The 14483-nt window shown below is 65.6% G+C and carries 14 protein-coding genes; 5 read left to right on the top strand and 9 right to left on the bottom strand.

Annotated features, from left to right (window positions below; translation table 11 throughout):
* Nucleotides 1–60 precede the first annotated feature (60 nt).
* Entirely contained in the window at nucleotides 61–2142 is a 2082-nt protein-coding gene (locus tag QW881_RS02410; RefSeq protein ID WP_409998985.1) for a TonB-dependent receptor plug domain-containing protein, read from the top strand.
* Nucleotides 2143–2212: 70 nt separating this feature from the next.
* A complete protein-coding gene (locus QW881_RS02405) occupies nucleotides 2213–2791 on the top strand; it encodes a hypothetical protein (protein ID WP_315756358.1) in 579 nt (192 codons plus the stop codon).
* A gap of 82 nt (nucleotides 2792–2873) precedes the next feature.
* On the opposite strand, the gene ilvC is transcribed toward QW881_RS02405, so the two are convergent.
* The 9 genes from ilvC to miaA all read right to left on the bottom strand — a co-directional run bounded on the left by ilvC (nucleotide 2874) and on the right by miaA (nucleotide 11989).
* Nucleotides 2874–3893, bottom strand: coding sequence for a ketol-acid reductoisomerase (ilvC, locus tag QW881_RS02400; RefSeq protein ID WP_315736892.1), 1020 nt, complete (start codon nucleotides 3891–3893; stop codon nucleotides 2874–2876).
* Between the two features lie 150 nt (nucleotides 3894–4043).
* Nucleotides 4044–4649 carry a LysE family translocator gene (locus QW881_RS02395; protein ID WP_315756359.1) on the bottom strand — a complete coding sequence of 202 codons (606 nt, stop codon included), beginning with the start codon at nucleotides 4647–4649 and terminating at the stop codon, nucleotides 4044–4046.
* A gap of 252 nt (nucleotides 4650–4901) precedes the next feature.
* The gene (locus QW881_RS02390) at nucleotides 4902–5591 is read right to left on the bottom strand and encodes a class I SAM-dependent methyltransferase (RefSeq protein ID WP_315756360.1); all 690 of its coding nucleotides are present in this window, start codon (nucleotides 5589–5591) and stop codon (nucleotides 4902–4904) included.
* 3 nt (nucleotides 5592–5594) lie between these two features.
* The gene (gene ilvN, locus QW881_RS02385) at nucleotides 5595–6137 is read right to left on the bottom strand and encodes an acetolactate synthase small subunit (RefSeq protein ID WP_315756361.1); all 543 of its coding nucleotides are present in this window, start codon (nucleotides 6135–6137) and stop codon (nucleotides 5595–5597) included.
* A gap of 151 nt (nucleotides 6138–6288) precedes the next feature.
* Nucleotides 6289–7272 carry a threonine dehydratase gene (locus tag QW881_RS02380; RefSeq protein WP_315756362.1) on the bottom strand — a complete coding sequence of 328 codons (984 nt, stop codon included), beginning with the start codon at nucleotides 7270–7272 and terminating at the stop codon, nucleotides 6289–6291.
* A 257-nt stretch (nucleotides 7273–7529) separates the two neighbouring features.
* Complete coding sequence (locus QW881_RS02375) at nucleotides 7530–9299, bottom strand: acetolactate synthase 3 large subunit (protein WP_315756363.1); 1770 nt, start codon at nucleotides 9297–9299, stop codon at nucleotides 7530–7532.
* An 826-nt stretch (nucleotides 9300–10125) separates the two neighbouring features.
* Complete coding sequence (locus QW881_RS02370) at nucleotides 10126–10701, bottom strand: hypothetical protein (protein ID WP_315756364.1); 576 nt, start codon at nucleotides 10699–10701, stop codon at nucleotides 10126–10128.
* Nucleotides 10702–10779: 78 nt separating this feature from the next.
* Nucleotides 10780–11040, bottom strand: a complete 261-nt coding sequence (locus tag QW881_RS02365) for a FitA-like ribbon-helix-helix domain-containing protein (RefSeq protein WP_315756365.1) — start codon at nucleotides 11038–11040, stop codon at nucleotides 10780–10782.
* Between the two features lie 31 nt (nucleotides 11041–11071).
* Nucleotides 11072–11989, bottom strand: coding sequence for a tRNA (adenosine(37)-N6)-dimethylallyltransferase MiaA (gene miaA, locus QW881_RS02360; protein WP_315756366.1), 918 nt, complete (start codon nucleotides 11987–11989; stop codon nucleotides 11072–11074).
* Nucleotides 11990–11992: 3 nt separating this feature from the next.
* On the opposite strand from miaA, the gene serB reads away from it, so the two are divergent.
* From serB to QW881_RS02345, 3 genes are all read left to right on the top strand, one after another.
* Entirely contained in the window at nucleotides 11993–12883 is an 891-nt protein-coding gene (serB, locus tag QW881_RS02355) for a phosphoserine phosphatase SerB (RefSeq protein WP_315736884.1), read from the top strand.
* Nucleotides 12884–13446: 563 nt separating this feature from the next.
* Complete coding sequence (locus QW881_RS02350) at nucleotides 13447–13710, top strand: hypothetical protein (RefSeq protein ID WP_315756367.1); 264 nt, start codon at nucleotides 13447–13449, stop codon at nucleotides 13708–13710.
* Between the two features lie 459 nt (nucleotides 13711–14169).
* On the top strand, nucleotides 14170–14466 hold the full coding sequence (locus QW881_RS02345) for a metalloregulator ArsR/SmtB family transcription factor (protein WP_315713353.1): 297 nt from the start codon (nucleotides 14170–14172) through the stop codon (nucleotides 14464–14466).
* The last annotated feature ends 17 nt before the right edge of the window (nucleotides 14467–14483 follow it).

The following is a 14483-nucleotide window of genomic DNA, read 5'->3' as shown; positions in this document are numbered from 1 at the left end:
TCAGGCAGGTCTGCAAAGGTCTGCGTGAGACCTCGTTCGCGGTGACGTGCCACTGACGTCATGCCGAGGTCACTCGTGTCTCCCGTTCCCCATGCCAGGCGGCATCGCGCCGTTCTGTCGTCGCTCTGCGTCCTCGCGTCGTTTGCGCTGCTCGGTGCTTTCCCGGCAGCCGCGCAGCAATCCGCCTCCCCCAACCTTTTGCCGCCGGTCGAGGTTGACGCGCCGCGCAAGCCGGCTGCCGCAGGGCGGGCGGTGTCCGGCGGTTCTCCAACCCGCAACGCCGCGCGACGGCAGACGCCGGCTGCAAAGCCGGCAGCGCCGGCCAGCGCCCCCGTCGCCGTCAGCCCGACCGGCGTTGTGACGCCGGTCGCCAACGTCGCGAATGCGATCACCGTGGTGACCGACAAGGATATCGCCGCGCAGCAGGCCCGCACCGTGCCGGACATCCTGAGCACGGTCCCCGGATTGAACATCGTGCAGGCCGGCGGCCCGGGCGGCCAGACCAACGTCTTCATGCGCGGCACCAATGCCAACCACACCAAGCTCATCATCGACGGCATCGACGCAGGCGACGTCACCAACGGCAACGGCGCGTTCGATTTCGCACATCTGCTCGCCGCCGACATCCAACAGCTCGAGGTGCTGCGCGGGCCGCAGAGCGGGCTGTACGGCTCCGATGCCATCGGCGGCGTCATCTCGGTGGTCACGCGCAAGGGCGACGGACCGGCGCGGGCGACCGCCTCGGTCGAGAGCGGCTCGTTCAAGACCTTCAACCAGAGCGCGGGGCTGAGCGGCTCTCAGGACAATGTCAACTACGCAGTCAACGTCGCGCATCTGCACGCCGGTGACGTTCCGGTGACCCCGTGGCAATTGCTGCCTGCGGGGCAGAAGGCCATCGGCAACGCCTACGACAACGTCACCGCCTCGTCCAAGCTCGGCGTCGATCTCAACGAGGCCTGGACGCTCAATTCGGTGGTCCGCTACACTGACGCCACCCTGCTGTTCACCGGCGACAGCGGCCTTCCCAGCTTTCCCGACGCCGCCCAGAGCAACCATACCGTCCATCAACTGGCGACGCGCGAGGAAGCCGTATGGTCACTGCTCGGCGGCCGCATCAGGAACTACTTCGGCGTCAACTATGTGAACAACTGGTCGTCCGATCTGACGGCCGGCAATCCCGTCGCCGCGGTCGCGACCGGCGAGCGCATCAAATATGACTGGCACGCGGTGACCGAGCTCGCCCCGCGCAACAACCTGATCGTCGGCCTGGAGCAGCAGACCGAACGGCTGAAGACCACCGACCTTTCGGCCGAGAACGGCAACAAGGCCGGCTTCGTCGAGCTGCAGACCGAGTTCGCGAAGCGCTGGTTCGTCGTGGCGAGCCTGCGCAACGACGTCAACGACCAGTTCGGCGGCCATGGCACCTACCGGATCGCGCCGGCGGTGATCCTGCCGGTCACCGAGACCAAGCTGAAGGCGAGCTACGGCACCGGCTTCAAGGCACCGACCTTGAGCCAGTTGCACCAGGATTTCCCGGCGTTCAACTTCTTCGCCAATCCCAACCTCCGGCCGGAGCAGAGCGCCGGCTACGATGCCGGCTTCGAGCAGCCGCTGTTCGACGATCGCGTCCGCTTCGGCACGACCTACTTCCACAACAGCATCACCAACCTGATCAATTTCAACGCGACCTTCACCTCCTACGCCAATGTCGGCCTCGCCACTACCGAAGGCACCGAGAGCTTCGTGACGGCGCGGCTCACCGATCGGATATCGCTGCGCGCGGACTACACCTTCACCCGCGCCGTCGACGCGGCCACCGGCCAGCAATTGCTGCGCCGGCCGAAGGAGAAATGGAGCGCCACCGCCACCTGGCTGCCGATCGATGCGCTGAGCCTGTCGGCCACCTTGCTGCGGGTCGGCGACTGGCTCGATGTCAGCCGCGACGGCATGACCACCGGCCTCGTCGCACCCGGCTATACGCTCGTGAACCTGCGCGGCGACTACGCGCTGTCCGACCAGGTCAAGGTGTTTGGCCGGATCGATAACCTGTTCAACCGTCACACCCAGAACCCGACCGGCTTCCTGGCACCCGGCTTCGGCGTGTTCGGCGGCATCCGGCTCGCGAGCTTCGGCGTGCAGTGATGCAGACCTCCCGAAGCGGCTGACAGCCGCCTCAAAACTGGACTACAATTGCAACAACAGGAGATGTTCCATGACTCTCGACGTCCTCGCCCCCTCTGGTTCCGAGGCTCGCCTCGCGCCCGTCCCGCCGCGGCATGCAGCCGCGTTTTGTTTCGGGCTGCTGACGACCGCCTGTGCGCTGGCGAGCTTCGTGTTCGCCTGCGCGACGCCGTTTGCGGCCTTCGCCGTGATTGCGGCCGCCATGCTTCCGCTGCGCACGGCGCTGCCGGTGATGATCGGCGCCTGGCTGGTCAACCAGGGCATCGGCTTCGGCGCCCTGCACTATCCGGTCGATGCCAACACGCTGGCCTGGGGCGCGATGATCGGCGCCGCCGCGCTCAGCGCCACTGCCACGGCCCGGGGCGTGCTGCAGGCTCTGCGCGCAAGCCCGGCTCCGCTCGCCTTTGCCGCCGCCCTGCTGGGCGCCTACACGGCGTATGAGCTGGTGCTGCTGGCCGCCACGCCCGCACTCGGCGGTGCCGCGAGCTTCACGCTCCCGATCGTCGCCCGCCTCGGCCTGACCAGCGCCGCCTGGCTCGTCGGCCTGGTCGCTGTCAGCGAGATCGTCCGCCTGCTCGCGCCGCTGGCCTCACGCCGCGCGACGTCCTGAAACAGCCTAAGGACTCACCTACCAAACAAAAACGGCGGGCCTCGGCCCGCCGTTCTCAATTCTCAGCAAGTCCTGCGCGAACTCAGTTCTTCGACTTGTCGACCAGCGCGCCCTTCTTGATCCAGGGCATCATGTCGCGCAGCCGGGCGCCGACCTCCTCGATCGGATGCTGGGCGAGCTTGGCGCGGGTCGCCTTGAACGAGGTCTGGTTGACCTTGTTCTCCAGCATCCAGTCGCGTGCGAAGCGGCCGGACTGGATGTCGCCGAGCACCTTCTTCATCTCCGCCTTGGTCTCGGCCGTGACGATGCGCGGGCCGGTGACGTATTCGCCATATTCGGCGGTGTTGGAGATCGAGTAGTTCATGTTGGCGATGCCGCCTTCATAGATCAGGTCGACGATCAGCTTCACCTCGTGGAGGCACTCGAAATAGGCCATCTCCGGCGCGTAGCCGGCCTCGGTCAGGGTCTCGTAGCCGGCCTTGATCAGCTCGACCAGGCCGCCGCACAGCACCGCCTGCTCGCCGAACAGGTCGGTCTCGCACTCTTCCTTGAAGGTGGTCTCGATGATGCCGGCGCGGCCGCCGCCGATCGCCGACGCATAGGACAGGCCGAGATCATGGGCATTGCCCGAGGAATCCTTGGCGATCGCGATCAGGCAGGGCACGCCGCCGCCGCGCTGGTATTCGGAGCGGACGGTGTGGCCGGGGCCCTTCGGCGCGATCATCAGCACGTCGAGATCGGGGCGCGGGTCCAGCAGGTTGAAATGCACGTTGAGGCCGTGGGCGAACACGAGCGCGGCGCCCTGCTTCATGTTGTCGTGCAGGTGCTCGCGATAGATGTCGCCCTGCAGCTCGTCCGGGGTCAGCATCATCACCAGGTCGGCCCATTTGGCGGCCTCGGCGACTTCCATCACCTTGAAGCCGGCGCCCTCGGCCTTCTTGGCCGAAGCCGAGCCCTTGCGCAGCGCGATCGCGACGTCCTTGACGCCGGAATCCTTCAGGTTGAGCGCGTGGGCGTGGCCCTGGCTGCCGTAGCCGACGATGACGACCTTCTTGCCCTTGATCAGGTTCAGATCGGCGTCGCGATCGTAGTAGACACGCATTGTCGTTTCCTCTTTGAGATGGCCGGAATTGGCTGAAAAGTCAGACGCTTGGGTGAGGCACGGGCGGCTGCGCCCGGACGAAATCCGGCCCGTGTCTAGAGCATTTTGGCCCTGCTTGGAAACCCCGATCTCGCATGGCGGCCGCCTCCCTCATGCGTCCATGAAGACGGGATAGAGCGAGGCGAGCAGCAGCACCGCCATCAGGATGTTGAAGCCGCGCACCGCGCGTTCGGAACTCAGCAGCGGCCGCAGCGCCGTCCCGAACAGGGTCCAGGTGATGGTCGAGCCGATCGCCATCACGAAGCTGATCCCGACCTGCAGCGCGACATTGGCAGGGAAGCTGGCGATCGCGGCATAGGCGGTGATGGTGCTGATCACCATCACCCAGCCCTTGGCGTTGACCCACTGGAACAGCGCCGCGCCCCAGAACGACATCGGGCCGCGCGGCGTCGTGTCGTCATCCGGCTTGGCCGATCCTGAGAACGCGATCACCACGGCGAGATAGATCAGGTAGGCGGCGCCGAGATATTTCAGCACCTCCTGCAGCACCGGATAGGAGATGAACACCGTGGCGAGGCCGAAGCCGACGGCGCCGACCATGAAGGCGAAGCCGAAGCTGACGCCCATCATGTGCGGCACCGTGCGGCGGAAGCCGTAGGTCACGCCCGACGACAGCAGCATGATGTTGTTCGGCCCTGGCGTGAACGCCATCACGAACGCGAAGGTGACGAAGGCGATGAGGAGCTGCTGGGACATGGTTAGCCTACTCCCGCAACATCGGGCGGCACGGGCCTCATGGTTCGAGACGCGCCGAAGACGGCGCTCCTCACCATGAGGGGAAACAGCACGCCGCGACGAAGATCCTCATCCTGAGGAGCCCGCCGAAGGCGGGCGTCTCGAAGGATGGCCGCACGTAAAGGTCTCGGCCCGAAGTACAGCCAAGCACTCCCTCCGTATGGCTGCACGTCCGCGCCGCCAGGGTTCACCAGACTCACCATCGCCGCGTGCCTACCCCTGCCCCGCCGGCTTCTGCAGCACATACGTCGCGTGCATCGGCGCGTGGTAGTCGGCGGAGACGGTCACGAATCCGACCTCGGCGAGCATGCGCTCCATCACCCAGGCGAAGGTCGAGTTCTCGTCGCGCATGTGGGTGATGACGCTGTCGCGAGCGAGGTCGTGGTTCTTGATGTTGAAGTCCGCCCACTGCTCGACCGAGCGCTCGGCGCCGTCGGGCATGCTGACATAGACGATGTCGCGCAGGAAGAACTGCGCGCCCGGCTTCAGCGCCGCGAAGATGCGCGCCAGCGCCACCGCCTTCCAGAAGTCCGGCAGATGGTGCAGCGTGAACTCGCTGGCGATCAGGTCGTAGGTCGCAGCCTCATAGGCGAACGACAGCAGCCCCGCCGAATGCATCCGCACCGCGGTACGGCGGTCGCGGCTGTAGATCCGGGTCAGCGCCAGCATCGCCGGCGAGATGTCGATGGCGTCGACGACGGCGCCCATCAGCGCCGCCTCGGTCGCCAGCACGCCGTTGCCGCAGCCGATGTCCGCCACCCGCCAGCCCGGCTTGACGCCGAGCATCTTCAGAGCGGCGCGCGCGCGCTCGTCGGCATCATCGCCCGAGCCATAGATCGAGGCCACGGCATGGTCGAGCCCGATCCGGTTGCGTTCGTTGTAGTACCAGTCGCGCGCCAGCATGGCTCACATCCCTTCCGATCCCCGCCCGATCGCCGCAATGCCGGTCCTGGCCACTTCGACCAGGCCGAGCGGACGCATCAGATCGATGAACTGACTGATCTTGTCGGTATTGCCTGTGATCTCGAACACGAAGCTTTCCGTGGTGGCGTCGATCACCCGGGCGCGGAACGCATCCGCCAGCCGCAGCGCCTCGACGCGCGGCTCGCCGGTGCCGCGCACCTTGACCATCGCGAGCTCGCGCTCGATCGCGCGCTTGGTGAGCGTCATGTCGACGACGCGGTAGACCGGGATCATGCGGTCGAGCTGGTGCTTGATCTGCTGGATCACCATCGGCGTGCCGGTGGTCACGATGGTGATGCGCGACAGATGCTTCTGGCTCTCGGTCTCGGAGACGGTGAGGCTCTCGATGTTGTAGCCGCGGCCCGAGAACAGGCCGATGACGCGCGCGAGCACGCCCGGCTCGTTCTGCACCAGCACCGCCAGCGTGTGCGTCTCGTTCGGATCGTGACGCTCTTCCATGAAATAGGCCGATGCTGGCTGGTTCATTGGTGTCCCCTTGTTCCCTCTGCCGTCATGCCCGCGCAGGCAGGCATCCGGTCGACGCCGGCCGTCGTGAGACTCACGATTGCCGCGGCGTACTGGATCGCCCGGTCGCGCCGGGCGATGACAGTGGTTTGTGTGGCAGGCCGGGTGCGCATCATGCAGCTCCCGCTTCGGCATGAGCGGCCGCCGGCATCACCCAGCGCCTGAACAGGTCGAGATCGATGTTGCCGCCGGTCAGCACCAGGCCGACGCGCTTGCCGGCGAGCCTGCCCTTTTCCTGCAACGCACCTGCGAGCGGTGCCGCGCCGGCGCCTTCGGCGAGATTGTGGGTGTCGGTCCAGAGAATGCGCACGGCCTCGGCGATCTCGGCGTCGCTGACCTGCACGATGCGCGAGGCGCCTTTAAGAATGATCGCCAGCGCATCGGCATCGGGACTGCGGGTGGCAAGGCCGTCGGCGTGCGTATCGGCGCTGTTGGTCGTCACGACGGTGCGGGCCGCAAACGACAGCGCGTAGGACGGCGCCTCGGTCGATTGCACGCCGACGATCTCGGTCTTCAGGCCCAAGAGATCACGCGCCAGGATGCAGCCGCAGATGCCCGAGCCCTGCCCGATCGAGACGTAGAGCACGTCGAGATCGGGCCCGCTGCGGAACAGCTCCAGCGCGTAGGTGGCGACGCCGCGCACGAGATCGGGATGGAACGACGGCACCATGTGCAGGCCGTCGCGCGCGGCGTGGCGGCCAGCCTCCTCGCGCGCCTCCTGGAAGTCGCTGCCGTGCTCGATCAGCTCGGCGCCGAACGCCGCCATGGCGCGGTTCTTCTCGACCGAATTGCCACGCGGCACGTAGATCGTCACCGGCAGGCCGTTGCGGCGGCCGGCAAACGCAACGCTCTGGCCATGATTGCCGCGCGTCGCGGTGATCAGGCCGCGGACGTCCGGCCGCGTGCGCTTGAGGTTGTCGACATAGACCAACCCGCCGCGCACCTTGAAGGCGCCGGCCGGCGTATGGTTCTCGTGCTTGACGACGACATGCGTCCCCAGCCGCTGCGCCAGCAGCGGCCACGCATGCGCCGGCGTCGCCGGCACCGCGGCCGCGACGATGGCGTGGGCGGCTTCGAGCTCGGCTAGTGTGAACACGGCCGCCTCCTGATCACAGTTGTCATGGCCGCGAAAGCGGGCATCCAGTACGCCGTCGCCGTCGTGGGACTCATGATGGCCGCGGCGTACTGGATCGCCCGGTCCCGTCTTCGCCAAGGCTTCGACGAGACCGCGCGTTCAGGGCGCGCCGAAGCTTTAGCGAAGGCGGCAAGCCGGGCGATGACGGCGGAGTTTGAGGTGGGCATCCTGCTCACGATCGATTCTCACATCAGCGCTTCATTGCCACCAGGTTCAGCTCACACCAGCGCCTTGCCGCCCGCGAACGCCGCGGCCGGATCGCTCGCCTCGGCGGGCAGGATCATCTCGTTGTGCGCCTTGCCGGACGGAATCATCGGGAAGCAGTTCTCCAGCGCCGCGACGCGGCAGTCGAATAGCACCGGCTTCTTGACCGAGATCATCTCCTTGATCGCGCCGTCGAGATCGCCGGGCTTAGACACCTGCAGGCCGACGCCGCCATAGGCTTCCGCCAGCTTGACGAAGTCCGGCAGCGCCTCCGAGTAGGAATGCGACAGCCGGTTGCCGTGCAGGAGCTGCTGCCACTGCCGCACCATGCCCATGTATTGGTTGTTGAGGATGAAGATCTTGACCGGAAGCTCGTACTGCACGGCCGTCGACATCTCCTGCATCGTCATCTGCACCGAGGCGTCGCCGCCGATGTCGATGACGAGGCTGTCGGGATGCGCCACCTGCACGCCGATCGCGGCCGGCAGGCCGTAGCCCATGGTGCCGAGCCCGCCCGAGGTCATCCAGCGGTGCGGCTCCTCGAAGCCGTAGAACTGCGCCGCCCACATCTGGTGCTGGCCGACCTCGGTGGTGATGTAGGTGTCGCGCCCGCGCGTCAGCTCGAACAGCCGCTGGATCGCATATTGCGGCATGATCACGTCGCGGTTCGGCTTGTAGGCCAGCGAGTTGCGCGCGCGCCAGGTGGCGATCTGCTGCCACCACGCCTTGATGTCGGGCTTCTTCGCCTCGGCCCTGAACACCTGCAGGATGTCGGCGAGCACGTCGCCGCAATCGCCGATGATCGGCACGTCGACGCGGATGTTCTTGTTGATCGAGGACGGATCGATGTCGATGTGGATCTTCTTCGAGTTCGGCGAGAACGCGTCGGTGCGGCCGGTGATGCGGTCGTCGAAGCGCGCGCCGACGCACAGCATGACGTCGCAATCATGCATCGTCATGTTGGCCTCGTAGGTGCCGTGCATGCCGAGCATGCCGAGCCAGTTGGTGCCCGACGCCGGATAGGCGCCCAGCCCCATCAGGGTCGAGGTGATCGGGAATCCCGTGACCTCGACCAGCTCGCGCAGCAGCTTCGAGGCTTCGGCGCCCGCATTGATGACGCCGCCGCCGGAATAGATCACAGGCCGCTTGGCGCCGGCCAGCAGCGCCACCGCCTTGCGGATCTGCATCGCATCGCCCTTGACGCGCGGGGCGTAGGAGATGTGCACGTCGGACTTGCGCGGCGGATGATAGGTGCCGGTCGCGAACTGCACGTCCTTCGGCACGTCGACCACGACCGGGCCCGGACGGCCGGTGGTGGCGACGTAGAACGCCTCGTGCAGCACCTTCGCCAGATCGTTGACGTTGCGGACCAGCCAATTGTGCTTGGTGCAGGGCCGGGTGATGCCGACCGTGTCGCATTCCTGGAACGCGTCGTTGCCGATCAGATGCGTCGGCACCTGGCCGGTGATGCACACCAGCGGAATGGAATCCATCAGCGCATCCGCCAGCGGCGTCACCATGTTGGTGGCGCCGGGGCCGGAGGTCACCAGCACCACGCCCGGCTTGCCGGTCGAGCGGGCATAGCCCTCGGCAGCGTGGCCGGCGCCCTGCTCGTGGCGGACCAGGATGTGCTCGACCTCGCTCTGCTGGAAGATCTCGTCATAGATCGGAAGCACCGCGCCGCCGGGATAGCCGAAGAGGTGCTGCACGCCGTGGTCGATGAGCGCGCGCACGATCATCGCGGCGCCGGTCATCTGGTTCGGATCGTGGCTCTTGTCGGTCATGGCAGGCTCCGGATCGCTTCTGTCAGCGGCTTGTCGTCTTGGTCGGTCGGGTCTAGCGGATGGTTTCGGTCAGTGGCTCGGCTGGTCGGTTCGATGGCTTCCGGGCAATAAAAAAGGGCCCTGGAAGGCCCTGCGCACCGCTCGGAATTTGGATGGCCGCTAGCCATCCCCGGCGGTGCGCCTGGGTACGACGGCGATAAGGAGAATGGAAATAAAGTTGCGCATGATGCCGAGCGAGCTTCCCAAAGGTTGCGCGAAACATAGCCAGCCATGCCCCAATGTCAAGGCAAAGCCAGCCTGCACGCGCGATTTTGTCAGGTTAACGCGGAATTCGCCGTTCGGCGAGCGGTAATTTGGCCACCCCGGGCGTTCCGCGGGAGTGCCCGCGACGGGTCAATCCCAAGGATTGATCAACGAAAGCCCGAGCCCGGCGAAATCGCCGACATTTTGCGCGGGGCCGGACAAGCAAAGTGTCAGCTGGCAACGGCTACTCGGCCCAGCTTTCTCAATACTGGTTTTTGACATTATAAGCCATTGAAAAAACGCCGGATTTGAGAATCCTTGCGAAATCTCAGGCATTTAACTATACTAAAGGGCGTGACGCTGCACCAATGTGCAAGATTGGTACAGCGCCACGCCTATACTATGGTGGTTGCATTGCTCCCACCTCCTTCAAGTCCCGACGCCTTCCGTGGCTGCGCCGGGGTAGTTTCTGAGCTGGCGAAACCAACCCTGCCACCCTCATGGTGGCTGCCCCTTGCATCGGTGCACACGGCCTGAAAGCAAGAGGGATTCATGCGGCGGGCCCTCGGCCCGCCGTTCGTATTTAGTTATCTCGCTCCAGCTGAGTTATGGAGTAGCGGCGACGTCTCGGGGGCTGACCACCGCGCAAGCGTACGAAAAGTTTGCCCTCTTTGCTGAACCAGTGCTCCTTGGCAATGCAGCGGTATACGGTCGGCATGATCGCATTGCTGGGAACACCGGACCACCAGCGCTTTTCAACCCCCTCAAGAATTTCAGCTGAAGTCAAACCGCGCTTGCCCTGCTGTTCGGCGTCAAGCAGTAGCCGTGTCACCATTTCAGGAACGGTCGGGATGCCCTCGGGGCGAGGTGAACCCAGGCCCGGGGGCCTTCTCGGGAGAACAGATGCCTCCACGCTCCCGGAAGCCGACTCCGGATTGTCGTCCGCAGAACCGGCATCGGCAGTCGCAACCTGACTGGCATTTTCGTCTGCCCAGCGCGCTAGGACGCGCTCGACCATTGCCACTTCTTCTTCTTCCTTCGCCCGCTTGGCGGCCAAGGCTTCCAGCCGAGCGCGCTCGGCCGCTTCTTTGGCGCGAAGCTCCTCAATCTTGGCCTTACGGGCCCGCAAGAGTTCTAGGGGATCAGTGACATTTGCCATGTTCACCTTATGGGCCTTCAGGCCAATGTGCGCAAGCCGATCCAATAGTCCAACGAAGTCTGACAGTGGATTAAACGTTCACGAGTCTGTGAAGACGGACGTGTTCCACGTTTTGGAGAGCCAATGCAGACCTTCCTCCAAGTCGACGCCGGGCCTGGACAGAGCGTAGAGCCAGCTGCCGAACGGCTGGGCATCGTCGAGCGCGGCGGTTTCATCTTGTGCGAGCCCTTTCAGCGCTTCCAAGAGAAACGTTTCGAGGCTGTGACCGTGACGTTGCGCTCGACGCCGCAGCAATTCCATCGTTCGGTCGTCCACGTCGCCGATGAGAATATCTGCCATCTCACGTCTCCCCGCGTTGGTGCTTTCCCGTTCACCAGTTCGCCACCCACGCCCGCGCCTGCTCCGGCGTCATCCACCCGAACTCCGGTAGCTGATGCCGAAACCAGGTGAACTGCCGCTTGGCGTAATGGCGGGTGTCGGCCTTGCCGATGACGGCCGCCTCCTCCCGCGTGATCTCCCCGCGGAGATAACGGATCAGCGCCGGCACGCCGTGCGCCTTCATGGCCGGGAGCAGCGGATCGAGCCCGCGGGCCGCCAGCTGTTCAACCTCCTCCGGCGCGCCGCGATCCAGCATCAGATCGAACCTCGCGTCGATCCGCGCATAGAGCGTCTCGCGCTCCGGCGCGATGAACAGCGCCCGATAGCTGCCCGCCGGCAGCAGCGGCGGGGTGGTCTCGGCATGCCACTCGGCCAATGGCCGACCGGTGGCTTCGATCACCTCCAGCGCGCGGGCGACGCGGGTGCGGTCGCGCACGTTCAGCCGCGCGCCCGCCGCCGGATCGCGCCGCGCCAGCTCGGCATGCAGCGCCTCGACCCCGTCGCGGTCGAGCCGCAGGCGCACCGCGTCTCGGACGTCGTCAGGGACGGGCGGGACCGCCGCCAATCCCCGTGTCAGCGCTTTGAAGTACAGCCCGGTGCCGCCGATGAAAATCGGCAGCCGCCCGGCCGCGTGCACCTCGGCAAGAACGACCGCGGCATCCTGGACATAGTGGCCGGCCGAGTAGTTCACGGCTGCGTCGACATGGCCGTAGAGCCGGTGCGGCACATCAGCCTCGTCGTCAGGTGTTGGCCGCGCCGTCAGGATTCTCAGGTCACGGTAAACCTGCATGGAATCGGTGTTGATGACGACCCCGCCCGCTTTTTGCGCAAGTTCCACCGCCAGCGCCGACTTGCCGCTGGCGGTCGGCCCTGCGATAAGCACGGCTTTGTTGATCCCTGGCAAAGTCACCTGATGTCTCTCGTCGCCACCTTCATCTGCAATCCCGCCGATCCCGCGCTTGATACCACGATCGTGGAGGCCTTCCTGGCCGTGCTGCCCTCGCCGGGCACGCCGCGCTGGCTGTTCGACGAGGTCGCGATCGACATCCCCTTCGCCCACGACGGCGAGGTCCACAAGCTCGAGGCGCGCCTGCGCGACCTGCGCGGCGACATGCCGATCGACATCGTCGTGCAGCCCGAAGCCGTCCGGCGCAAGAAGCTTTTTCTCGCCGACATGGATAGCACCATGATCGGCCAGGAATGCATCGACGAGCTCGCCGACTTCGCCGGGCTGAAGCCGCGTGTCGCCGCCATTACCGAGCGCGCCATGCGCGGCGAGATCGCGTTCGAGCCGGCGTTGCGCGAACGCGTCGCATTGCTGAAGGACCTGCCGGTGAGCGTCGTCGACGAGGTCCTGACCAAACGCATCAAGCTGACGCCGGGCGGCCGTCATCTGGTGATGACCATGCGCGCACACGGCGCCTATACCTGCCTGATCTCCGGCGGCTTCACGCTGTTCACCAGCGCCATCGCGGCCAAGATCGGCTTCCAGGAGAACCGCGCCAATGAGCTCGTCATCGATGGCGGCAAGCTCACCGGCGAGGTGCGCGAGCCGATCATCGGCCGCGACGCCAAGCTCGCCACCCTGATCGAGCTGCGCGAGTCGTTCGATCTCGACGAGATCGACACCCTGGCGGTCGGCGACGGCGCCAACGACCTCGGCATGATCGAGGCGGCCGGCCTCGGCGTCGCCTATCACGCCAAGCCCGCGGTCTCGGCCGCCGCCTCGGCCCGCATCGACCACGGCGACCTCACCGCCCTGCTCTATGCGCAAGGCTACACGCGCGATCAGTTCGTCGACTGACGAGGCCGCCGTCGCGGCGCGGATGTCAAACGACGCGTGCAAACGAAGCGCAAATACAGCGCCCTCTTCCCTTGTTGTGAGAGAGGACGCATTCATGGGCAGCCGCCAGGCCGTCATTGCGAGCGCAGCGGCGCAGCGAAGCAATCCAGAGTCGGACGCAAGGCTCTGGATTGCGTCAGCGCTTCGCGATCAGCGCGGCCTGCTGCGCGTGACATCTGATCAAAGTTTTGCGAATGCTCGGCGATCGCAATCGGACGCCGTATACGAATCGCCACCGCAAGCAAAGCCGTTACGAAAAGCCTGATCAGCACATAATTAGGATTTTATTTCAATCCAATGCACTCGCACGTAACTTCATTCCAATCTCATCTCAGATCGCAGATCAGATCATTCGCCCTCCGCATCAAGGCGGGGCGCGCAGTGTCGTTTTAACCGCATCACCAATCGATGAATTGTCAAATCATGCTGCAGCGCATATAAAGCTGACAAGGCTAGGGAGTGTCCAAGGAAACGAAAGCGATTGCACGCGATGCAATCGATCATCGTCACAAAAGGACCTCCCGATGACCATCAAGCACATCATTCCCGGCTCTCTTCTTGCCCTCGCGCTGCTGACCGGCGCGGCTGTCGCCGGTGAGCTGCCGAGCTACGAAGTCGGCGCGCTGCCGGCCACCCCGCACCAGCTTTCTGTCGTCGGTGCATCCGCCGCGCAGCAGACCATCGCCGCGGACAGCGCCGCCTCCCCGCACCAGCTCGCCGTGCTCGCCCAGCACCGTCGCAGCGCCGCTCTCGTCGCTCCGACCACCGTGGGCAGCGCTCGCAACTGAGCGACGCGAGCAACCCATCGTCACATAGGCAGCGCGCGTCTCGCTCGGCGAGGCCGCGCTCCCTATCCGAGAAAACGCGTGGCGTCGCGCGTGGTGAAGATCCTGGACATCCGCTCCGCGGACAGCCCAGACGCCCGGCCCGCTGCACCTTTGGGTCTTCGAGGCCAACATCGCCGCTCTCCGCTTTCATGCCCCGCTCGGCGGCCGCGTCGTCGAGACCAGTCGCACGGACATTCCGGCCGCCGGCGGCAAGACCATCCTGCGCGTGCATTGGCCTGACGCCAAGCAGCTCGCCTAATTTCCCAACCTGGATCTCGCAGGGCGTCGCCGCGCGGGCCATGCATCACCAGCCATTGTCAGCCTGACGCCGCGCGCCGCGCCGATTGCCGGTCAAACCGGACATCCATAACCATTATATGCGCTATTGCGCAAATACGAAAATACGCATATATCGCCGCCATGTCCGATCCTGTCCCGCTGCTCGCCGCTCTGGCCGAGCCGACCCGTCTCGCCGCCCTGCGCATCCTTTGGGACGGCGGCGAGCATTGCGTCTGCGAGCTCATGCGGCAGCTCCGAGCAAGCGCATCGCGCATGAGCCGGCACATGTCCGCCCTCAAGGCCGCCGGTCTCGTCATCGACCGGCGTGACGCCCAGTGGGTCCGGTATCGGCTGAGCCCTGACCTGACGCCCGATCGCCGCGCCATCCTCGACGCCGTCATGGCGGCCATGCCTGAGCCGAACAGGAGCGCAGCATGAAAACCGAAGCTTCGACC

Origin of the sequence: Bradyrhizobium sp. SZCCHNS3016 (assembly GCF_032484535.1) — a bacterium.
Lineage (GTDB): Bacteria > Pseudomonadota > Alphaproteobacteria > Rhizobiales > Xanthobacteraceae > Bradyrhizobium.
The sequence above is the reverse complement of the archived record's forward strand: the minus strand, read 5'-3'. Positions and strand labels throughout refer to the sequence as shown.